This is a genomic window from Kushneria sp. AK178 (genome assembly GCF_053903105.1).
In genome coordinates this window covers 3,399,087-3,419,018 of record NZ_CP096381.1, presented here as the reverse complement: position 1 = coordinate 3,419,018, position 19,932 = coordinate 3,399,087, and the positions used below count along the sequence as shown (strand labels likewise).

Genomic DNA, 19,932 nt, shown 5'->3' with positions numbered 1-19,932 from the left:
CTTTGAGAAGCGTGACGACAAAAGTCATGCGCCATTCTAGCAGCCACGACGCAAGTGCCTCTGTGCCTTTTTGTGATCTCTCAATCAGTGTTATCCAGCCCGATATCCAGTTGCGGCGCGGAGTAGATGATGAAGCTTGCAGAAACTCATGAAGCAAAGGTGCAATGATTCCCGGGGTACTTTTGTAAACGTCGCCATTGCGAGGGAGAGCCGCTTTCGAAACGTTGCCAGTGTCGTCTTAGCTGACGTTCATTGCCGAGCCCGCAGGCTTCCGCAATGCGTGACATTCCCCAGTTCGTATCGCACATCAACTGACGTGCCAGTTGCAAACGCAGGCGCGTCAGGTAAGTCGTGACCGTCAGGCCGGTTCGGGCATTGAAACAGCGTCTTAGCTGGCGCTCACTCATCGATGCCTGTTCGGCCATCTCCGTCAGTGTCCAGGAACGGGCCAGATCCGCGGCCAGTGCATCCTGCAGTCGATGAATGCGGTGATCAACGTGATTGCGCCCCTCCAGCCAGATACTCAGCTGAGGTTCCTGCCCGCTGCGGCGCCAGTAAAGTACCAGTTCCCGTGCGACCTGCTGAGCCAGATGCTGACCCAGCTGTTGTGCCAGCCAGTGCAGCATGGTGTCGATGCCGGTAGAAATACCGGCACTGGTTAGAACTTGATCATCCTCGATGAAGATACAGTCGCCCCGAACGCGAGCTTTCGGGGCGGTCCGGCGGAGTTCATCCAGCAGTCCGTGGTGGGTTGTACAGCGCCGGCCGTCCAGTACTCCCGCCTCAGCCAGCAGCAGTGCTCCAGAGCAGATCGCCATTACCAGACGGCAGCAGGGTGCTTGTTGACGCAACCACTGGACGGCCTGATGCCGGGTGTCACTGGTGGCCTGAGCCCGATACTGGCCTGGTATGACCAGTAAATCGAGTGACAGTGGCTGGCTCGGCAGGGGGGCAATACCGGAGAGCTGTAGCGGCCCCAGCCAGGGCAGTGAGGACTGTGGCCCGAAAAAATGCAGATTCAGCGGTGCGTCAAACTGCGCGGCACTGATCAGCACCTGCAACGGCCCGGCCAGATCCAGTGGCACCTGGCCGGGCAGCATCAGTATGCCAATGTCCAATGATGGACTTCCGGATTGATCGTTCAAGCCACACTCCGTTTTCGCCATTCTGCTGCCAGGGTATCGACAGTGACGATACGTGCAAAGCGATCTGCCAGCACCAGTTCGGTACGAGCACGTATCTCGTCGGCATGCCAGGTACGCCCGGCACGTTGCATCGGGAATGTAAGAGTCGCTTCGCTGACAAAATCGATGTCAAAGCCCAGATCCGAGCCGATTCGTGCGGTGGTTTCGCAGCACTGTTCGGTTCGGATGCCGCTGATTACCAGGCGATCGATATGGCGAAGGCGCAACCAGCGCTCCAGCCCGGTATCGCTGAAGGCGTTGTGTGCCGTCTTTTGGAAGGTCACGGCAACCTCATCCTCGAAACCATCCAGTGGACGTATCAGACCATTAGTGGGATCAAAGGCGCCTTTGCTGGCAGGTGCCTCATGGAAGATGCGCACAACGGGGATGTCGGTGGCATGCGCCAGATCGAGCAGGCGCCGCTGAAAGGGACGCCAGGCGTCGGCCAGTGTGTCATCCCAATCATTACGGGCCGGAAACGAGGCCTGTACATCGATAAGAAGCAGGGCTGTCGTGGACATGTCGATCTCCTTGAATGATGAACAACATATCCAGCTTATGAGCGCGACACCCGAGGAACGACGGTAAAAACGGCAAAAAGCGGACAGTTTCGGACATGACAGATCTCAGGCGTCGAAGCTGTCCAGCCCGATATCCAGTTGCGGCGCGGAGTGGGTCAGTGCGCCCAGCGCGATCAGGTCCACGCCGGTGTCGGCGATGGCCCGCAGATGGTCGGCCTCGATGCCGCCGGAGGCGGTCAGCAGGCAGCGCCCGGCGGTCAGGGTCACGGCCCGGCGCAGGTCATCAAGGCTCATGTTGTCGAGCAGGATCGCGTGGGGTGGCGTCTCCAGCGCTTCTTCCAGCTGCTCGAGGGTGTCGACTTCCAGCTCGATCATGCGCAGATGCCCCAGCCGTGACCGGGCCCGCGCCAGCGCCTCACGAATGCTGCCGACCGCGGCGATATGGTTGTCCTTGATCAGCATGGCGTCATCGAGGCCCAGGCGATGATTGACCCCGCCGCCCAGGCGCACGGCGCGCTTTTCCGGCGCCCGCAGGCCGGGGGTGGTCTTGCGGGTGCAGGTCAGCCGCGCGGGACTGCCGTCGAGCCGGTCGACCAGACTGCGCGTCAGGGTGGCGATACCGGACAGGCGGGTCAGGAAGTTGAGTGCGGTGCGCTCGGCGCTCAAAAGCGAGCGGGTCGACCCTTCAAGGGTGGCGATGGGCGCCAGCGCCTCGAGGCGCTCGCCGTCATGGCGATGCACTTCAAGACGAATATAAGGATCAACGTGATGGAGCACGCGGGCCAACACGTCCATGCCGGCCAGTACGCCGGGGCGACGGGGGCGCAGCTGCAGGCGGCTGATGTGATCGGCGTCGATCAGCGCCTCGGAGGTGATATCGCCGCCGCGCCCCAGGTCCTCGGCCAGTGCGGCGGTGACGATGGGGTCGAGCATTACGGCGGGCAGCGGGGCAACGTCATGGTCGGAGGCGTTCATGACACCACCTCGATCGGCGTTGCGCGGGCCGGCCGGGTGAAATCGGCCGGCGTCACGGGCTCCGGAAGGGCCAGCATCGCCTCGATGGCGCGCCGGGCGCGGTTGGCCACGCGCGCCTCGACGTGTACCTCATGCCGGCCGAAGGCGAGTGCGGTCAGAACGGCGTCCAGCGTGATGCGCTGCATGTGGGGGCAGAGGTTGCAGCTGCGTACGAACTCGATCTGCGGGTGGCGCGCGATCAGGTTATCGCTCATTGAACACTCGGTGAGCAGCAGCACCTGCTCGGGCTGCTGCTCAGCGACCCAGCGCTCCAGCGCGGCGGTGGAGCCGGCAAAGTCGGCAGCGGCCAGCACGTCGGTGGGGCATTCGGGGTGGGCCAGCACCCGCACGCCGGGATGGCGGCGGCGGACGGCGCCGACCTGCGCCGGAGTGAACTGCTCGTGCACCTCGCAGCTGCCCTGCCAGACCAGGATCGACAGATCGGTACGCGCCGCCACGTTTCGCGCCAGATGCTCATCGGGCAGCATGATGACCCGATCCACGCCCCACTCGGCGGCAATCGCTTCCACCACGTTGAGGGCGTTGGAGGAGGTGCAGCAGATATCGCTTTCCGCCTTCACCCCGGCGCTGGTGTTGACGTAGGTCACCACCGGCACACCCGGATAGCGCGATCTCAGTTCGCGCACCTGCGCGCCGCTGATCGAGGCGGCCAGCGAGCAGCCGGCCTGCGTATCGGGGATCAGCACGCGCTTGTCGGGACAGAGAATCTTCGAGGTTTCGGCCATGAAGTGCACGCCGGCCTGCACGATGGTGTCTGCCTCGCTTCTGGCCGCTTCACGGGCCAGCGCCAGCGAGTCGCCGCGGATGTCGCCGACCAGCGCGTAAATCTCCGGTGGCATGTAGTTGTGGGCCAGAATCACGGCGTTCTGCTCGCGCTGCAGCCGGCGGATGGCATGGACCCGACGGGCAATCGCCGGCCAGTCGCGGGCGCTGACGTGGTCCTCGACAAGGGCATAAAGCGCGTCGGTATGGCGGGCCACGTCGGCATTCCAGGGGGGCAGCAACGCTTCGATATCCGGGGTTGCCGGGGCATCCGGTCGGGCAGGCGTCACGGTCATGAGCAGGCTCCTGAAGGGTTGGGCTCACAATGAGCATTTTAGAGCCTGGCATTGCCCGCCCTTTTGATCAACAAGAGTAAAAAGGTGGGGCGCCCTGGTCGGGACTGAGGCGCTCGACGGTGCGGTTCGCCCCGACCGGCCTCGATGGCCTATAAAGGAGGCTGTCACCCTTTCCGGGAGTGCTTCATGCGATTACCGATGCCGCGACGCCGTTTTCTTGCCGGTCTGACCGCCACGGGGCTGGCCGCCCGCTGGCCGCAGGCCTTCGCCGGGCCTGACGAGGCGCCGATTACCCGGCCGATTCCCTCGACCGGCGAGACGCTGCCGGTGATCGGCATGGGCACCTGGCGCACCTTCAACGTTGGCACCGACCCGGCGCTGCTGGATCAGCGCGAGCGGATTCTCGAGCTCTTTTTCCAGCGCGGCGGCCGGCTGGTGGATTCGTCCCCCATGTACGGCTCTGCGGAGGATGTTGTGGGGACGCTGATCGAGCGGCTGGGTCGCCGGGACGCGCTGTTCGCCGCCACCAAGGTGTGGACGCGTGACGAGGACGAGACGCGCGAGGCCGTGGCCCGCTCGGAGGCGCTCTGGGGGGTGGCGCGGTTTGATCTGATGCAGGTGCACAACCTGCTGGGCTGGGAGGGGCATCTGGCCACGCTTCAGGCGATGAAGGACGAGGGCCGGCTGCGCTATATCGGGGTGACCACCTCCCACGGCCGGCGCCACGAGGCACTCGAGCGGATCATGACGCGCGAGCCGCTGGATTTCGTGCAGCTGACCTACAACATGGCCGATCGCGAGGCCGAGAAGCGGCTGCTGCCACTGGCGCGCGAGCGGGGGATTGCGGTGATTGCCAACCGGCCCTTTCAGGGCGGGCGGCTGTTCGACCGCATCGGGTCGCAGCCGCTGCCGGCGCTGGCCGATGCGCTGGGAATGGACAGCTGGGCCGGATTCTTTCTCAAGTTCATCGTCTCGCATCCGGCCATGACCTGCGCCATTCCGGCCACCACGCAGCTGGCGCACATGCGCGAGAACATGGGCGCGCTCTACGGCCGATTGCCCGATGCGGCGCAGCGCCAGCGCATGGCCGCTGTCTTTGAGGAGCTATAACGGATGGACTACGCGCTCAGTGATTTTTTGATGTTCACGCCCGAGGTCTATCTGCGCCTTTTCGAGCGCACCAATGACGCGCTCGGCGCCGGGCTATGGGCGGTGGTGGCCGTGCTGCTGGCCGTGCCCGTGCTGCTGTATCAGCCCACTGCCCCGGGCAGGCGGCTGGTGCCGGTCGTGATGGCGGCCGGCTGGGCCCTGACGGCGGTGCTGTTCATGCTGCGGTTTTACGCCCCCATCAACTGGCCGGTGGGGCCCTTCGCCTGGGTCCTTGGCCTGCAGGTGGCGGTGCTGCTACTGGCGGCCCTGCGATCGCCACCGGCCCGGGCCGGGCCGATCGCGCTGGCGGGCGGAAGCGCGCTGCTGCTGGCGCTGTCATGGGTGACGGTTTACGAGACCGATACATGGCGTTCGGTGGCATTGCCCGGCGTCACGCCGGACATGACCGCCGTGGCCACGGCGGTGCTCGCCATGGCCTGGCCACGCCGCTGGCGCTGGGGGCTGCTGGTCATCCCCCTGCTGTGGTGCGCTTTCAGCGCGCTGGTGCACTGGGCCCTGGGGCTCTGGTGGTTGCTCGCCGTGCCGGCGGCAGGGCTGCTGCTGGGGCTGGTGGCACTGGCGTGGCCGGATCGTACCGGGCGGCACGTCAGCCCGGCCTGATGAGGTCGGGCAACCGCCCCTGTTGTTTTTCATGACGCTGTCTGGAGGCCCCATGTCCCTGTCGTCGCAGACCCGCGAGCACGCCCTCGCCCTGGCCCTTGAAACGTGGCACTCGGGAGCCTTCACCGAGGACCTCGCACGCCGGATCGCCTGTCGCACCGTCAGTCAGGACCCGGCGGCGCGCGAGACGCTGGAGCGCTACCTGGAGGACGAGATCGCGCCGCCGCTGACGCGGCTGGGGTTTACCTGTCACGCGCTCGACAACCCGCAGCCGGGCGGGCCGCCGCTGCTGATGGGCCATCGGCTGGAGTCGCCGGCGCTGCCCACGCTTTTGCTCTACGGCCACGGCGATGTGACGCCGGGGCAGGACGATCAGTGGCAGGACGGCCTCACGCCCTGGCAGCTGACGAGCCGGAACGGTCGGCTCTACGGGCGCGGCGCGGCCGACAACAAGGGTCAGCACGGCATCAACCTGGCGGCGCTGGAGGCAGTCATCCGGGCGCGAGCGGGGCGGCTGGGCTTCAATCTCAAGATTCTGTTCGAGATGGGCGAGGAGATCGGCTCGCCGGGGCTCGAGGCGGTCTGCCGCGAGCATCACGAGGTGCTTTCGGCGGATCTCTTTCTGGCCTCGGACGGCCCCCGGATTCGCCATGACATGCCGACCCTGTTTCTCGGCTCCCGCGGCATGTATCGCTTCCGGCTGACGCTGGAGACCGGCAACGGCGCGCGTCACTCCGGCAACTGGGGCGGCGTGATTACCAATCCGGCATGGGTCATGGCCCACGCGCTGAGCACGCTGGTCTCCGAGCGGGGCGTCATCCGGGCGGACTGTCTGCGCGCGCCCGACATGCCGGATGCGGTCCGTGCGCTGATCCGCGATCTGCCGGTGGGCGGGGGCGACGGCGATCCCACCATCAATGCCGACTGGGGCGAGCCGGACATGACCCCCGGCGAGAAGCTCTACGGTACCAACACCTTCGAGATACTGGGGCTGTCGAGCGGTGCCACCGAGCAGCCGATGGCCGCCATCCCGACCCGGGCGGAGGCCGTGTGTCAGCTGCGCTTCGTGGAGGGCACGCCCTGGCAGGCGCTGGAAGCAGGGCTGCGCGCCCATCTGGATGCCCACGGGTTCGAGGCGATCACGCTGGCGTCAGAAGGCGGCTATGCCGCTACCCGGCTCGACCCTGACCACCCCTGGGTCGGCTTTGTGCAGGCATCGATGCAGCGAAGCCTGGGCGAGCCGGTGCATCTGCTGCCCAATCTGGGCGGCACGATTCCCAACCACTGCTTCGCCGACGTGCTGGGTCTGCCGACCGTGTGGATGCCGCACTCCTACCCCGCCTGCCAGCAGCATGCGCCGAACGAGCACCTGCCGGAACATATCGTCACCCAGGGACTGGTCGGCATGGCCGGCGTCTTCTGGGACCTGGGCGAGCGGGGACAACTGCCGGCGTAGCCGGCGTTACCGCGCGGGGCTACTGATACTCGCTGTGCGCCAGCGGCGTCTGTACGCCCGGCGCCATCTGCTGGCGCCACTGCTCGCGACAGAAGCGAAAGCGCTCGGCCGGGCGGCCGCCGGTGGTGGTATCCACCGCGCCGGTGGGTACCACCAGACCGGTGCGGTCCAGCGCGCGGCGAAAGTTCTGCTTGTGCAGGCGACAGCCGATGATCGCCTCGATGGTCAGCTGCAGCTGGGAGAGGGTGAAATGCTCGGGCAGCAGATCGAAGATCACCGGGCGATAGCGCAGCTTGCCGCGCAGGCGGTCCATGGCGGTGGCCAGAATGCGGCGGTGATCGGACATCAGCGGCTGTCCGGGCAGGGTGGTGATGACCTCAGCGCTGTCGTCACGCTGCGCTTCGGGGGCGAGCCCGGCTTCGTAGAGCAGCTCGAAGCGCTCCAGCACCCGCGTATCGACCCAACGTGCGCCCTCGAGGCCGAAGGCCTGCCGGGCGCGCTGGCGGCGCATGTCGCGCTGCGCCTCGTCCGGGCTGGCCGCAATCCAGCGTGACAGCGCCGGGGCGATGATCATGTCGATCATCGCCGGACGGCCGTGGCGGTAATCCTCCCACGGGAAATGGTCATACCAGCTGGTCCAGACGGCGTGCTCGTCGAGCAGGGCCTGCTGATGCGAGACCAGCCCCAGATGGCCGATGGAGATATGGCGGGTGATCTCCTGCGCCGGCGCGTCCGGCTCGAGACGGCCCCGATCGCCGAAGGTGTAGAGCTGTTCGACGTAGTCCAGCGTCAGGCCGGTCTGGCGGGCGACGCGCTCGCGAAGGCCCAGCTCGAAGGTGCGATGATGATACGGGTCAAAATCGCCGGCCGGCAGCAGGGGGGCGCGACAGCGATCATTGGGGCGGGTGAGCAAAACGGTGGGGGTTGCCGACTCCATGGCGATGACGACGGCAGAGAGTTCGATGGCAATGACAGCGCTGTCTGGCATGGTGATGACGGCCCGGGCATTTCGTGGTCAGCAGGGGATCTGGCTGACGCCATTGTGTCATAACCCGGGACCGGGTGGCGGATAAAGAAACCCCCTGCCGGAGCAGGGGGTTCGGAGAGTGAAGGAGACCACCGGTCCGGGCGGTCCTATTCCTTCTCGGCACCTTCGCGCTCGATGCGTTTGGTGATGTAGTACTGCTGCGCGATCGAGAGCAGGTTGTTGGTGATCCAGTAGATCACCAGGCCGGCCGGGAACCACAGGAAGAAGAAGGTGAAGACGATCGGCAGCATCTTCATGATCTTCGCCTGGGTGGGGTCCGGCGGTGTCGGGTTCAACTGCTGCTGCAGGAACATGGTCAGACCCATGATGATCGGCAGGATGAAGTAGGGGTCCTGTGCCGACAGGTCATGAATCCACAGCATGAAGGGCGCATGGCGCAGCTCGATGGACTCCATCAGCATCCAGTAAAGGGCGATGAACACCGGCATCTGGATCACGATGGGCAGACAGCCCCCCAGCGGATTGATCTTCTCCTTCTGGTAGAACTTCATCATCTCCTGCGACATCTTCTGGCGGTCGTCGCCGTGCTGCTCCTTGATGCGCTGCATCTCGGGGCCCATCTTGCGCATCTTGGCCATCGACTTGTAGGCGGTGGCGGAGAGCGGGAAGAGCACGGCCTTGACCAGCACGGTCAGCAGGATGATCGAGAAACCCCAGTTGCCGATCAGCGCATGGATATGCGTGAGCAGCCAGAACAGCGGGTTGGCCAGAAACCACAGCCAGCCGAAATCGACGGTGAGCTGCAGGTGCGGCGCTACGGCATCGAGGCGCTCATGCTCCTTGGGGCCGACGTAGAGCGTGGCGGAGAGATCGCCGTTCTGGCCCGGGGCCACGGTCTGGGTGGGGCTGGCGAAGGCGGCCACGTTGCGGCCACGCTGATCGACGTCGGCGTAGTACAGGTTCTGCTGATCCTGATTGGGCGCCCAGGCGGTGGTGAAGTAGTGCTGGATCATCGCGACCCAGCCACCGCGCACGTCGGTATTGTTGAAGCTGCCGTTCTGGATGTCGTCGAAATCGACCTTCTGGTAGTGGTCATCCGGCGAGGAGAAGGCCGCACCCAGATAGGCGTGCATGCCGATGCCGGCGCCGCTGGTCGGGTCGTCGCTGTTGTCACGGGCCAGCTGGCCGATAAAGCGCGCGCTGACCGGCGTCTGCGAGGCGTTGTCGATCAGGTAGTCGACCCGGATGGCGTAGCTGTCGCGCTCGAAGGTGAAGCGCTTGATGATGTCCACACCGTTGACGGTCGCACGCATGTCGACCTGAAGCGACTGCTGGTCATCGCCCAGCTGGTAACCGGTCTGCTCCGGATCGAAGGTGATCCGGCCCTGGTGACCCTCGATCTGCAGGCCGGAGCGGGCAATGTAGCTGCGGCGCTGGTCATCGGAGAGCAGCACGAAGGGGGCATCGGACTCGAGGCGCTGCAGATGCTTGGGCAGGGCGGCGTAGACGATATCGCCACCGCGCGGGTCGATGCGAAGATCAAGGGCATCGGTCTGAACGCTGACCAGGCGGGTATCCTGTGCGCCGGCATTGTCACTGCCGTCAGCGGTGCCCGGCATATCGCCGGATTCCGGGGCACTGGCGCGCTCGCTGGCCGCCTCGGGAGCATCCAGTGACTGCTCACCGGGTTCCACGTCGCTGCTTTGCTGGGAGATGGCAGGGGGCGCTTCATCCGGTCGGTCGTTATGCCCGTAATCATTGCTCCATTGAATGATCATCAGGTAGGCAAGTACGGCCAGCGGGATGACAAAAAGAAGTCGTTTCAGATCCATTGGGATTGCCCGGTGGGAAAATGTCGACGCGGCGCAAGAAAACGACGGGTCGCACTCGACGGTTCGTCGCGCCTCGTATTATTGCTGATGCTCCAGCTGACGTTTGACGTCCTTTTCAAGGCGTCGCCACATGCCGTGAAGCTGTCTGGCCAGTGTGTCCGAATCGATGTCGTGAACGCCCCGGCGCGAGAGTACCACGATATCCACGGCCGGCAGCCACTGCTGGCGCAGTCGCACCGACTCTCGAGTCAAACGCTTGAGACGGTTGCGATCCACGGCTCGGCGCACGTTCTTCTTGCTGAACACCAGTCCCACACGAACGTGACCGAGATCGTTGGGGGTGGCGAGTGCCAGAAGTCCCTTGCCGTGAATCCTGAAACTGGCATGTTCAAAAACATGACGGTATTCCCCGGCGGTCAGGATTCTGAGACCGCGGGGAAATCCCTGACTGGTCATGAGTGCTGATCCGGTTGAGGGATCAGGCGCTCAGGCGCTTGCGGCCCTTGGCGCGACGACGCGAGATGACCTGACGGCCGTTCTTGGTGGCCATGCGGGCGCGGAAGCCGTGGTTACGCTTGCGCTTGAGCACGCTGGGCTGGAAAGTACGTTTCATGATGGCGATTCCCGAATTGAGACTTGAGTGATCGGTGACACCGATGCCCTCAAAATCGAGGCGCACGGGGGTCAAGAGCCGGGATTCTAGAGAATTCAACGACTGCGTGCAATTTTTATCCACGCACGATAACGCCCGCTTTGTGCATAACTTTGTGCACAAGCTGTCCGGATCATTCCTGAAAGGGCTGATGGCCGATCCGGGGAGGCCCCGACAGCGGGGATAATGTTATCCACAGGCGGTTCTGCCGCCCAACCCGGTGTGGATAACCTCTCCCTCGGGCGTTACACTACTGCCCCATTTGCACGACTCACCATCAAGAGGTCGCGTGTGTCCATCGCTCTCTGGCAGCAATGTCTTGACCATTTACAGGATGAGTTGAGCTCGCAGCAGTTCAATACCTGGATCCGTCCGCTGCAGGCCGAAAGCGGTTCCAGTGATCACGAACTCTCCCTGCTGGCCCCCAATCGCTTCGTGCGTGACTGGGTCAACGACAAGTACCTCAAGCGGATCAACGAACTGATGCGCGAGCTGGCCCAGGGGCGGCCGCCCAAGGTGTCGCTGGATATCGGCAGCCGTCGCACGGTGTCCAATCCCGCGCCGCGCCCCGCGGACAGCGGTCAGCAGGCCGGCGGCGCGCCGCAGGACAACGGCGCCGCGCAGGGCTCGGAGACCTGGTCGGCGGGCGTGACACGCACTGCTTCTTCGGCCCCCATGCCGCCCTCGCCGCCGACCTCGCCGCGGGGCGACTATCAGGACGAGCGCGAGATTCCGGCCGCGCCGCCCTCCGGCAATACCACCGGCGGACGGCGCAGCGATAGCGGCGAGCGCCAGGTGCAGGTCGAGGGCAGCATCCGCCATCAGAGCGGGCTCAACCCCGGCTTCACCTTTGAAACCTTCGTCGAGGGCAAGTCCAACCAGCTGGCGCGGGCCGCCTCGCGCCAGGTGGCCGAAAACCCCGGCGGTGCCTACAACCCGCTGTTTCTGTACGGCGGCGTGGGGCTGGGTAAAACGCACCTGATGCACGCCGTCGGCAACCATCTGGCCGGTTTGCGCGACAACGCCCGGGTGGTCTATCTGCACTCCGAGCGCTTCGTGGCCGACATGGTCAAGGCGCTGCAGCTCAACGCCATCAACGACTTCAAGCGCTTTTATCGCAGCGTGGATGCGCTGCTGATCGATGACATCCAGTTCTTTGCCGGCAAGGAGCGCTCCCAGGAGGAGTTCTTCCACACCTTTAATGCGCTGCTGGAAGGCGGTCAGCAGATGATCCTGACCTCGGACCGCTACCCCAAGGAGATCAGCGGCGTCGAGGAGCGTCTGAAATCGCGCTTTGGCTGGGGCCTGACAGTGGCCATCGAGCCGCCGGAGCTCGAGACCCGCGTGGCGATCCTGATGAAAAAGGCCGAGCAGGCGAAGGCCGATCTGCCCCACGATGCGGCCTTTTTCATCGCCCAGAAGATCCGCTCCAACGTGCGCGAGCTGGAAGGTGCGCTCAAGAAGGTGATCGCCGACTCCCACTTCATGGGGCAGTCGATCAACCAGGAGTTCATCCGCGAGTCGCTCAAGGATCTGCTGGCGCTGCAGGACAAGCAGGTCGGCGTGGACAACATCCAGCGCACGGTGGCGGAGTACTACAAGATCAAGGTGGCCGATCTGCACTCCAAGCGCCGCTCGCGTTCGGTGGCCCGGCCGCGTCAGGTGGCCATGGCGCTGGCCAAGGAGCTGACCAACCACAGCCTGCCCGAGATCGGCGATGCCTTCGGCGGGCGTGACCACACCACGGTACTGCACGCCTGTCGCAAGGTGGTGGAGCTGCGCGAGGAGAGCTCCGATATCCGCGAGGACTACAAGAACCTGCTGCGTCTTCTGACCAGTTGAGCCCGGCCCCGGCGGCCGGGCCCATCGTGACCTTATCCGCTGTCATCGACATGACAACACCGTGGCCGCAACAAGAGCCTGAAAAGAGTGGAGCCCCATGAAATTTTCCATTTCGCGTGAAGCCCTGCTGCGCCCGCTGACGCTGGTGGCCGGGGTGGTCGAGCGCCGTCAGACCCTGCCGGTGCTCTCCAATGTTCTGCTGAGTGCCGACAACGACGAGCTGTCGCTGACCGGCACCGATCTCGAGGTCGAGCTGATCGGTCGCGTGGCGCCCTCGAGCGTCGAGGAGAGCGGTTCGGTGACCGTGCCGGCGCGCAAGCTGATGGACATCTGCAAGTCGCTGCCCGATCAGTCCGAGATCACCGTGACCATCGAGGAGAACCGGGCGCTGCTGCGCTCGGGGCGCTCGCGCTTTACGCTGTCGACCCTGCCGGCGGCCGAGTTCCCGAGCATCGACGAAGGTCAGGCCAGTGCCGAGCTGACCCTGCCGCGGCGCACGCTCAAGCAGCTTATCGACGCCACCGGCTTTGCCATGGCGCAGCAGGACGTGCGCTACTACCTCAACGGCATGCTCTTTGAGCTGCGCGATCACCTGGTGCGCACCGTGGCCACCGACGGCCACCGTCTGGCGGTCTGCTCGCGCAGCGCCGAGATCAGCCTCGACGAGCCCCAGCGCCTGATCCTGCCGCGCAAGGGCGTGGTCGAGCTGTCGCGTCTGCTCGATGACAGCGACGAGCCGGTCACGCTGATGCTCGGCGCCAGCCATCTGCGCGTGCGCACCGGCGCCTACACCTTCACCTCGCGGCTGGTGGACGGCAAGTTCCCCGACTACGAGCGTGTCATCCCCAAGGGCGGCGACAAGCAGATCCTCGCCGAGCGCGGCGAGCTGCGTCAGGTGCTCTCGCGCACCGCCATTCTCTCCAATGAAAAATACCGCGGCGTGCGGCTCAATCTGGAAGCGGGCAATCTGCGGGTGCTGGCCAACAACCCCGAGCAGGAAGAGGCCGAAGAGAACGTGGCGATCGACTACAGCGGCAGCGCGCTGGAGATCGGCTTCAACGTCGGCTATCTGATCGACGTGCTCAGCGTGCTCGACACCGATCAGGTCCAGCTGACGCTGTCCGATCCCAACAGCAGTGCCCTGCTGGAAGCGCCCGGCGGCGGCGATGCCATGTATGTCGTCATGCCGATGCGGCTCTGACGTTGCTGTCACTGCAGCGCCCGGCACCGGCCGGGCGCGCGTCCCCTTCGGATCGCCATGCCGCTTGAGCATCTTCACTTTCAGGGGCTGCGCAACCTGCCGTCCGTGACATGGCAGCCCGGCGCGCACGTCAATCTGATCTTCGGCGACAACGGCAGCGGCAAGACCAGTCTGCTGGAAGGCCTGCATATCCTGGGCATGGGGCGCTCGTTTCGCACCCGCCAGCTCAAGCACGCCATCACCCATGATCAAAACGCCCTGACGCTGTTCGGTCGTCTGACCGGTGACCCGGCGCTGCCGCTGGGCGTGGAGCGCCGCCGCGACGGTGACGCGCTCAACGTGCGGGTGGCCGGCGAGAAGGTCGATCGCATCGCCGAGCTGGCCCGTCACCTGCCCATGCAGCTGATCAACCCGGACGCCTTTCGCCTGATCGAGGGCGCCCCGGCGGCACGGCGCGAGTTTCTCGACTGGGGCGTGTTCTACGTCTATCCCGATTTTTTCGATGTCTGGCGCCGCGCAAGACGCGCGCTCAAACATCGGAATGCGCTGCTCAGACATGATAGAATCGACGAGCAGTCGCTGGCCCTCTGGAGCCGCGAGCTGGCGCACTGGAGCGATCGACTCGATGCCATGCGCAGTGACTGGATGGCGCGCTTCACGGACGTGTTCAACGCCACCCTTGCCGAGCTGATCGAGCTGCCGGAACTGAGCCTGCGCTATCACCGTGGCTGGGACAAGAACCGCCCGCTCGAGGAGCTTCTGCTCGAGAGCGTGGCGAGCGACCGGCAGATGAAGTTCACCCAGCAGGGGCCTCAGCGCGCCGATCTGCGCCTGCGCATGGGCCGCTATCCGGCCGCCGAAGTGTTGTCCAGAGGCCAGCAGAAGCTGGTGGTCAGCGCCATGAAACTGGCGCAGGGGCGGCTTCTGGAACAGGAAGACCGCCACCGCTGCCTCTATCTGATCGATGATCTGGCCGCCGAACTCGACGAGCAGCACCGTCGTGCCTTCTGTCGGCTGCTGGAACAGATGAATTGTCAGACCTTTCTGACCGGTATCGAGCCCGCCTCGCTTGAGGGGCACTGGGGCGAGACCACCGATGTTAGAGGGTTTCACGTGAAACACGGTCGTCTGGCAACCATGCCGACACCACGATGACCCGGGAGCATCAATGAGCGAACCACAGGCTTACGACTCATCGAGTATCAAGGTTCTTAAGGGGCTGGACGCGGTACGCAAGCGCCCGGGCATGTACATTGGCGATACCGATGATGGCACCGGTCTGCACCACATGGTGTTCGAGATCGTCGATAACTCGATCGATGAGGCACTGGCCGGCCACTGCAGCGAAATCCGGGTCGCCATCCACCCCGATGAGTCGGTGACCGTCTCCGATGACGGCCGTGGCATCCCGACCGATATCCACTCCGAAGGGGTATCGGCGGCGGAAGTGATCATGACCGTACTGCACGCCGGCGGCAAGTTCGACGACAACTCCTACAAGGTCTCCGGCGGGTTGCACGGCGTGGGCGTGTCGGTGGTCAACGCGCTCTCCGAGCAGCTCAAGCTCACCATCTGGCGCAAGAATCAGATCCACGAGCAGATCTATCATCACGGCGTGCCGCAGTCGCCGCTTTCGATCGTGGGCGACACCGAGCGCTCCGGCACCCAGATTCACTTCAAGCCCTCGGCGGAGACCTTCGCCAATATCGAGTTTCACTACGATATTCTGGCCAAGCGCCTCCGGGAGCTGTCGTTTCTCAACTCCGGCGTGGCGATCCGTCTGGTCGACGAACGCGACGGCCGCGAGGAGCTGTTTCACTATGATGGCGGCCTGCGTGCCTTCGTGGATCACCTCAATACCAACCGTACGACCGTCAATCCGGTGTTCCACTTCAATGCCGAGCGCGAAGACGGCATCGCGGTGGAAGTGGCGATGCAGTGGAACGACAGCTACAGCGAAAACATCTTCTGCTACACCAACAACATTCCGCAGCGCGACGGCGGCACCCACATGGCGGGCTTTCGCGGCGCGCTGACGCGCAGCCTCAACAGCTATATCGAGGCCGAGGAGCTGCAGAAGAAGTCCAAGGTCACCACCTCCGGCGACGACGCCCGTGAGGGTCTGACCGCGATCATCTCGGTCAAGGTGCCCGATCCCAAATTCTCCTCGCAGACCAAGGACAAGCTGGTCTCCTCCGAGGTGAAAACGGCCGTCGAGCAGGAGATGAGCCGCCAGCTCTCCGACTATCTGCTGGAAAATCCCAATGAGGCGAAGGCGATCGTCAACAAGATGCTCGACGCCGCCCGCGCCCGTGACGCCGCCCGCAAGGCGCGCGAGATGACCCGCCGCAAGGGCGCGCTCGACATCGCCGGGCTGCCCGGCAAGCTGGCCGACTGTCAGGAGAAGGACCCGACCCGCTCGGAGCTCTACCTGGTCGAGGGTGACTCCGCCGGCGGCAGCGCCAAGCAGGGTCGCGATCGCCGCACCCAGGCGATCCTGCCGCTCAAGGGCAAGATCCTCAACGTCGAGAAGGCGCGCTTTGACAAGATGCTCTCCTCGGCCGAGGTGGGCACCCTGATCACCGCGCTGGGCTGCGGCATCGGGCGCGAGGAGTTCAACGCCGACAAGCTGCGCTATCACTCGATCATCATCATGACCGACGCCGACGTTGACGGCTCGCACATCCGAACGCTGCTTTTGACGTTTTTCTTCCGTCAGATGCCGGAGCTGATCGAGCGGGGCCACGTCTTTATCGCCCAGCCGCCGCTGTACAAGATCAAGCGCGGCAAGAACGAGATGTATCTCAAGGACGAGGCGGCGCTGATCCAGCACCTGACCACCACCGCCCTGGATGGCGCGCAGCTGCACGTCAACGCCGACGCCCCGGGCATCGGCGGCGAGCATCTCGAGAAGCTGGTGCATCAGTACCGCGACGTGATGGACCGCCTCGACCGTCTGGCCCGCGTCTATCCCGCCGACGTGCTCAAGCGTTTGATCTACGCCGCGCCGGTCAGCGAAGAGATGCTGGCCGACCGGGACGCCATGCAGGGCTGGATCGACGCGCTGCAGGCCGATCTGGACGAGCGCATCGCCTACGAGGGCGGCCCGCGCTATATCCTGCGGCTGGTGCACAACGAGGAGCGCGGTCTCTTCCTGCCGGCGGCCACGCTCAGCGCCCACGGCGTGGAGACCGACTACCCGCTGGGGCTGGGCTTTTTCCAGTCCGCCGACTACGCCGCCATGGTGGCGCTCAACCGGGCGCTGGACGGTCTGCTCGAAGAGGGCGCCTACATCGCCCGTGGCGAGCGCTCCAAATCGGTCGAGAACTTCCATGACATCCTCACCTGGCTGATGGCCGAGGCCAGCCGCGGCTTCAGCATCCAGCGCTACAAGGGGCTGGGCGAGATGAACCCGGACCAGCTGTGGGAAACCACCATGGACCCGGAAAGCCGCCGCATGCTCAGGGTCTCCATCGAGGACGCCATCGGCGCCGACATGATGTTCAATACCCTGATGGGCGATGAGGTCGAGCCGCGGCGCGACTTCATCGAGCAGAATGCCCTGGTGGCGAATCTGGACATCTGATCCGGCGCCGTCGCGATCAGACACGACCGGAGCGCCCCCGCGCTCCGGTTTTTTATGCCCTGAATAATCTGCCGGTCATGCCCCTCGACAAAAAGCGATGCCCTGATGCTCGACACGATTGGCCCCCTGGCCGGACAGTTCTTCGGTCTCGTCTCGCTGCTGCTCTGCCTGCTGGCCTTTGCCAGCAAGCGCGACGAGCGCTTGATGGTCCTGCTGATTCTCGCCAACGTGGCGTTCGCGCTGCAGTTTGCCTTTCTGGGCAGCTGGACGGCCGCGGCGCTGTCGCTGGTGGTGATCCTGCGCATCGCGCTGGCCCGGCGCTACCCCGGCAACCGGTGGGTCATGACGGCGGTACTGGCGGTGAGTGGGCTGGCCGCCGTGCTGACCTGGCAGGGCGTGGCCGATCTGCCGGCGCTGGTCGCCATGGTGATCGGCACCACCGGCATGTTTCTGCTCAAGGGCATCGCCATGCGCGTCTTTCTGGCCCTGGCGGCCGTGGCCTGGCTTGTCAGCCACTGGCTGGCCGGCGCGGTGGGCGGCATGCTGGCCGAGGCGCTGGTCATCGTCACCAGTCTGGTCACCATCGTTCGCCTGTATCGCGCCAAAAAGCGCTATCCGCAGGCGTTCGAGTAATTCTTCGGTGTCACTTCGATAAACCACTTCGGTGCCATGCGGCCGAAGTCGCGGCGCACATTGGTTTTAAGCGCGGCTTTTGAATCCAGCACCACACCCGCTCCCGCCTCGCGGACGAACACCACCCAGTGCCAGAAGGGCACCCCGTTGACCTCCCGCCACTTGATGGCCAACAGCGCCCGATCCGGCAGCACATTCCAGCCGGTGAAGGGCCGTTCTCCCTCGGCCGCCTCGATTCCCAGTGCCGCCAGCAGGCGTCTGACGTGCGTCGTCTGTGACCACAGCGTGCGATCACCGGCGTGAATGCCCAGTGCGGCCGCCCGAATCCGCGCGGTCTCATAATCGAGACCTGCCAACGCCGCGCAGGCCGCGATGCCGCAGCCGGTGGTTTCCTGCTGAATGACCGGGGTCATGGCGTCATCCTCTATCAGGCAAGGCGTTAAAAAAGCTGCCCCTGCTCGGGCCGGGTCGTCAGCCCCCGCCGGGCATACTCGGCCTCGAGCGAGGCGAGGACGTCGATATTGCCGCCGCGCCAGCCGTCCAGCGCCTGCGTCAGGGCGTCATCATCAAGGGATTCAATTGTCCTGCCGCGCGCCGGGCCATGGCGCAGGCGCATGCCGGGCACCGGCTGGCCGGTGGTGGCCCAGTCGAGAAAGGCCGTGAATTCGGTGAAGCCGAAGCGGGCCATCAGCGGCGTGATCAGTGCCGCCGTCATGGTGACGTCAAAGAGTGCGTCATGGGCATGGGTGGGCTCGCCGCCGGTCAGTTCGCGATACATGTTGCCCAGTGACGCGCTTGCCAGACCGTCGCGCTTTTTGAGCCGATAGGCGGGAATAAAGAGATCCAGACTGCGCCTCGGGCGCAGCCCCAGCCGGCGGGCGATCACGTTATCAAAGCTGGTGTTGCTGAAACCGATGACCAGCGCGTCAAAGCCCTGACGCGCCGCAGCCCGGTAGACCGCCGGCACGGCGCGGCGATAGTCGGGGCAGGCGGCGACATCCTCATCACGCAGACCGTGCACCCGGGTGGTGGCCGGATCGATCGGCCCGCCCGGATGGTAGTTGGCACAGGACTGCCAACGGCGATAAAAGGCGCCGTCATGGCCCAGGATGCCGCTCAGCACGGCCAGCTGCACCACGCCGCAGTGGCGGGCGCTGCCGCCGGCGGTTTCAAAATCGTGGATCAGGGCGCGCATGTGGACGTATCGGACAGCAGCGTTCTGGCCAGCGGCATCAGTATCTCCACCAGTACCGTCAGATCCGCCGGTTCGGCACTGTCCGGCCAGTGGGATTCGAGCTCGGCGACTTCCAGGCCGACCACGTCCTCTTTCGCCAGCGCGGTCATCAGCTCGGCCAGCGCCTCCGGGGCCAGGCCGCCGCCCAGCTGATAGTCACTGGGCACCACGCCGGGCTGGAGCACGTCACAGTCGAGATGGATATAGACGGGGCGCCCGTTGATGGCCTCGCGCAGCGCCGCGGCGTTCAAATGTGCCGGATGCAGATAGCGCAGGCGCCTGTCATCGACCAGCGCCTGTTCGCCGGGGTCGAGCTGGTGGGCGCCGGTCAGGATGACCTGCGCCAGCGACAGATCACTGCCCAGGCCGCTGTCCCACAGTCCCGCTGCGCCGGCGATCACCATGCCGCCGAGATAGCCCGATTCGGACGTTTCCGGCGTGTTGAGATCGCCATGGGCGTCGAACCAGACGATGCACGCCTCGGGATGCTGGCGGGCCACTGCGGGCAGGGTCGCCAGGCCCCCGGCGCAACGGCTCATGGTCAGCAGCGGGCGCTTGCCGCCGGCCATCGTCTTCTCCAGATGCCGGGCCAGCGACAACAGATCGGGGGTGACGCTCTCCAGCATCTGTTGCCAGCTGCCCGACAGCGCCTCACCCGGCGCGCCCAGCGTCTGCAGGGGCGTCTCGAAAATGGCCGCCAGACGCTGCGCCAGGGCGAGGGCACCGGTCATGCCAAGTGCGTTGCGACCGGCACAGTTGCCCTGGAAACAGATCAGCGGTGGGGGAGCGGTGATGGGAAGCTGCTGCGCCATGATGGCTCCATGTCGGAAAGGGGAGCGGCAAATCATCCTGCCACGACAGGACCACCATCATAACAGTGCGTCCCGCCGAAGGTAGATCAGGGGAACAGAATTGGCGCGATGCGGCAGGTCTCCTTCAT

At 65.1% G+C, this 19,932-nt stretch carries 19 protein-coding genes; 8 read left to right on the top strand and 11 right to left on the bottom strand.

Annotated features, from left to right (window positions below; genetic code table 11):
- Positions 1 to 146: 146 nt before the first annotated feature.
- From M1D97_RS15745 to nadA, 4 genes are all read right to left on the bottom strand, one after another.
- Complete coding sequence (locus M1D97_RS15745; protein WP_456268646.1) at positions 147 to 1,145, bottom strand: GlxA family transcriptional regulator; 999 nt, start codon at positions 1,143 to 1,145, stop codon at positions 147 to 149.
- A complete protein-coding gene (locus tag M1D97_RS15740) occupies positions 1,142 to 1,705 on the bottom strand; it encodes an isochorismatase family protein (RefSeq protein ID WP_456268645.1) in 564 nt (187 codons plus the stop codon). The genes M1D97_RS15745 and M1D97_RS15740 overlap by 4 nt, the downstream gene beginning before the upstream one ends.
- Before the next feature lie 105 nt (positions 1,706 to 1,810).
- Positions 1,811 to 2,680 (bottom strand): carboxylating nicotinate-nucleotide diphosphorylase, encoded by an 870-nt coding sequence (gene nadC / locus M1D97_RS15735; RefSeq protein ID WP_456268644.1) that lies wholly within the window; start codon positions 2,678 to 2,680, stop codon positions 1,811 to 1,813.
- Positions 2,677 to 3,798, bottom strand: coding sequence for a quinolinate synthase NadA (gene nadA / locus M1D97_RS15730; protein WP_456268643.1), 1,122 nt, complete (start codon positions 3,796 to 3,798; stop codon positions 2,677 to 2,679). The genes nadC and nadA overlap by 4 nt, the downstream gene beginning before the upstream one ends.
- 186 nt (positions 3,799 to 3,984) lie before the next feature.
- Between nadA and M1D97_RS15725 the strand changes: the two genes are divergently transcribed.
- Genes M1D97_RS15725 through M1D97_RS15715 form a run of 3 tightly spaced genes read left to right on the top strand, consistent with a single transcriptional unit; the run spans position 3,985 to position 7,024 of the window.
- The gene (locus tag M1D97_RS15725; RefSeq protein ID WP_456268642.1) at positions 3,985 to 4,908 is read left to right on the top strand and encodes an aldo/keto reductase; all 924 of its coding nucleotides are present in this window, start codon (positions 3,985 to 3,987) and stop codon (positions 4,906 to 4,908) included.
- Between the two features lie 3 nt (positions 4,909 to 4,911).
- Positions 4,912 to 5,568, top strand: a complete 657-nt coding sequence (locus tag M1D97_RS15720; RefSeq protein WP_456268641.1) for a hypothetical protein — start codon at positions 4,912 to 4,914, stop codon at positions 5,566 to 5,568.
- A 52-nt stretch (positions 5,569 to 5,620) separates the two neighbouring features.
- A complete protein-coding gene (locus M1D97_RS15715) occupies positions 5,621 to 7,024 on the top strand; it encodes a M20 family metallopeptidase (protein WP_456268640.1) in 1,404 nt (467 codons plus the stop codon).
- Positions 7,025 to 7,043: 19 nt separating this feature from the next.
- Here M1D97_RS15715 and M1D97_RS15710 read toward each other — a convergent pair whose 3' ends face one another.
- The 4 genes from M1D97_RS15710 to rpmH all read right to left on the bottom strand — a co-directional run bounded on the left by M1D97_RS15710 (position 7,044) and on the right by rpmH (position 10,457).
- On the bottom strand, positions 7,044 to 8,012 hold the full coding sequence (locus tag M1D97_RS15710; protein WP_456268639.1) for an NUDIX hydrolase: 969 nt from the start codon (positions 8,010 to 8,012) through the stop codon (positions 7,044 to 7,046).
- A gap of 146 nt (positions 8,013 to 8,158) precedes the next feature.
- A complete protein-coding gene (gene yidC / locus M1D97_RS15705; RefSeq protein ID WP_456268638.1) occupies positions 8,159 to 9,844 on the bottom strand; it encodes a membrane protein insertase YidC in 1,686 nt (561 codons plus the stop codon).
- 78 nt (positions 9,845 to 9,922) lie between these two features.
- Positions 9,923 to 10,300, bottom strand: coding sequence for a ribonuclease P protein component (gene rnpA, locus M1D97_RS15700; protein WP_456268637.1), 378 nt, complete (start codon positions 10,298 to 10,300; stop codon positions 9,923 to 9,925).
- A 22-nt stretch (positions 10,301 to 10,322) separates the two neighbouring features.
- Entirely contained in the window at positions 10,323 to 10,457 is a 135-nt protein-coding gene (gene rpmH, locus M1D97_RS15695; protein ID WP_086623304.1) for a 50S ribosomal protein L34, read from the bottom strand.
- A 330-nt stretch (positions 10,458 to 10,787) separates the two neighbouring features.
- Between rpmH and dnaA the strand changes: the two genes are divergently transcribed.
- The 5 genes from dnaA to M1D97_RS15670 all read left to right on the top strand — a co-directional run bounded on the left by dnaA (position 10,788) and on the right by M1D97_RS15670 (position 17,758).
- Positions 10,788 to 12,338, top strand: a complete 1,551-nt coding sequence (dnaA, locus tag M1D97_RS15690; RefSeq protein WP_456268636.1) for a chromosomal replication initiator protein DnaA — start codon at positions 10,788 to 10,790, stop codon at positions 12,336 to 12,338.
- Positions 12,339 to 12,435: 97 nt separating this feature from the next.
- The gene (dnaN, locus tag M1D97_RS15685) at positions 12,436 to 13,539 is read left to right on the top strand and encodes a DNA polymerase III subunit beta (protein WP_456268635.1); all 1,104 of its coding nucleotides are present in this window, start codon (positions 12,436 to 12,438) and stop codon (positions 13,537 to 13,539) included.
- A 57-nt stretch (positions 13,540 to 13,596) separates the two neighbouring features.
- Positions 13,597 to 14,694 carry a DNA replication/repair protein RecF gene (recF, locus tag M1D97_RS15680; protein ID WP_456268634.1) on the top strand — a complete coding sequence of 366 codons (1,098 nt, stop codon included), beginning with the start codon at positions 13,597 to 13,599 and terminating at the stop codon, positions 14,692 to 14,694.
- A gap of 13 nt (positions 14,695 to 14,707) precedes the next feature.
- The gene (gene gyrB, locus M1D97_RS15675) at positions 14,708 to 17,125 is read left to right on the top strand and encodes a DNA topoisomerase (ATP-hydrolyzing) subunit B (RefSeq protein WP_456268633.1); all 2,418 of its coding nucleotides are present in this window, start codon (positions 14,708 to 14,710) and stop codon (positions 17,123 to 17,125) included.
- 105 nt (positions 17,126 to 17,230) lie between these two features.
- On the top strand, positions 17,231 to 17,758 hold the full coding sequence (locus M1D97_RS15670) for a YgjV family protein (protein ID WP_456268632.1): 528 nt from the start codon (positions 17,231 to 17,233) through the stop codon (positions 17,756 to 17,758).
- Here the strand turns inward: M1D97_RS15670 and M1D97_RS15665 are convergent.
- From M1D97_RS15665 to M1D97_RS15655, 3 genes are read right to left on the bottom strand one after another with little or no spacing between them, the layout of a single operon-like run.
- A complete protein-coding gene (locus M1D97_RS15665; protein ID WP_456268631.1) occupies positions 17,737 to 18,171 on the bottom strand; it encodes a hypothetical protein in 435 nt (144 codons plus the stop codon). The genes M1D97_RS15670 and M1D97_RS15665 overlap by 22 nt on opposite strands.
- Before the next feature lie 26 nt (positions 18,172 to 18,197).
- Positions 18,198 to 18,953, bottom strand: coding sequence for a 3'-5' exonuclease (locus M1D97_RS15660; RefSeq protein ID WP_456268630.1), 756 nt, complete (start codon positions 18,951 to 18,953; stop codon positions 18,198 to 18,200).
- On the bottom strand, positions 18,941 to 19,804 hold the full coding sequence (locus M1D97_RS15655; protein ID WP_456268629.1) for an arginase family protein: 864 nt from the start codon (positions 19,802 to 19,804) through the stop codon (positions 18,941 to 18,943). The genes M1D97_RS15660 and M1D97_RS15655 overlap by 13 nt, the downstream gene beginning before the upstream one ends.
- Between the last annotated feature and the right edge of the window lie 128 nt (positions 19,805 to 19,932).

Bases quoted from the DNA above. Each gene is read 5' to 3' on its own strand.
- M1D97_RS15740 (WP_456268645.1), bottom strand. From the start codon at position 1,705: ATGTCCACGACAGCCCTGCTTCTTATCGATGTACAGGCCTCGTTTCCG.
- nadC (WP_456268644.1), bottom strand. From the start codon at position 2,680: ATGAACGCCTCCGACCATGACGTTGCCCCGCTGCCCGCCGTAATGCTC.
- nadA (WP_456268643.1), bottom strand. From the start codon at position 3,798: ATGACCGTGACGCCTGCCCGACCGGATGCCCCGGCAACCCCGGATATC.
- M1D97_RS15725 (WP_456268642.1), top strand. From the start codon at position 3,985: ATGCGATTACCGATGCCGCGACGCCGTTTTCTTGCCGGTCTGACCGCC.
- M1D97_RS15720 (WP_456268641.1), top strand. From the start codon at position 4,912: ATGGACTACGCGCTCAGTGATTTTTTGATGTTCACGCCCGAGGTCTAT.
- M1D97_RS15715 (WP_456268640.1), top strand. From the start codon at position 5,621: ATGTCCCTGTCGTCGCAGACCCGCGAGCACGCCCTCGCCCTGGCCCTT.
- M1D97_RS15710 (WP_456268639.1), bottom strand. From the start codon at position 8,012: ATGCCAGACAGCGCTGTCATTGCCATCGAACTCTCTGCCGTCGTCATC.
- yidC (WP_456268638.1), bottom strand. From the start codon at position 9,844: ATGGATCTGAAACGACTTCTTTTTGTCATCCCGCTGGCCGTACTTGCC.
- rnpA (WP_456268637.1), bottom strand. From the start codon at position 10,300: ATGACCAGTCAGGGATTTCCCCGCGGTCTCAGAATCCTGACCGCCGGG.
- rpmH (WP_086623304.1), bottom strand. From the start codon at position 10,457: ATGAAACGTACTTTCCAGCCCAGCGTGCTCAAGCGCAAGCGTAACCAC.
- dnaN (WP_456268635.1), top strand. From the start codon at position 12,436: ATGAAATTTTCCATTTCGCGTGAAGCCCTGCTGCGCCCGCTGACGCTG.
- recF (WP_456268634.1), top strand. From the start codon at position 13,597: ATGCCGCTTGAGCATCTTCACTTTCAGGGGCTGCGCAACCTGCCGTCC.
- gyrB (WP_456268633.1), top strand. From the start codon at position 14,708: ATGAGCGAACCACAGGCTTACGACTCATCGAGTATCAAGGTTCTTAAG.
- M1D97_RS15670 (WP_456268632.1), top strand. From the start codon at position 17,231: ATGCTCGACACGATTGGCCCCCTGGCCGGACAGTTCTTCGGTCTCGTC.
- M1D97_RS15665 (WP_456268631.1), bottom strand. From the start codon at position 18,171: ATGACCCCGGTCATTCAGCAGGAAACCACCGGCTGCGGCATCGCGGCC.
- M1D97_RS15660 (WP_456268630.1), bottom strand. From the start codon at position 18,953: ATGCGCGCCCTGATCCACGATTTTGAAACCGCCGGCGGCAGCGCCCGC.
- M1D97_RS15655 (WP_456268629.1), bottom strand. From the start codon at position 19,804: ATGGCGCAGCAGCTTCCCATCACCGCTCCCCCACCGCTGATCTGTTTC.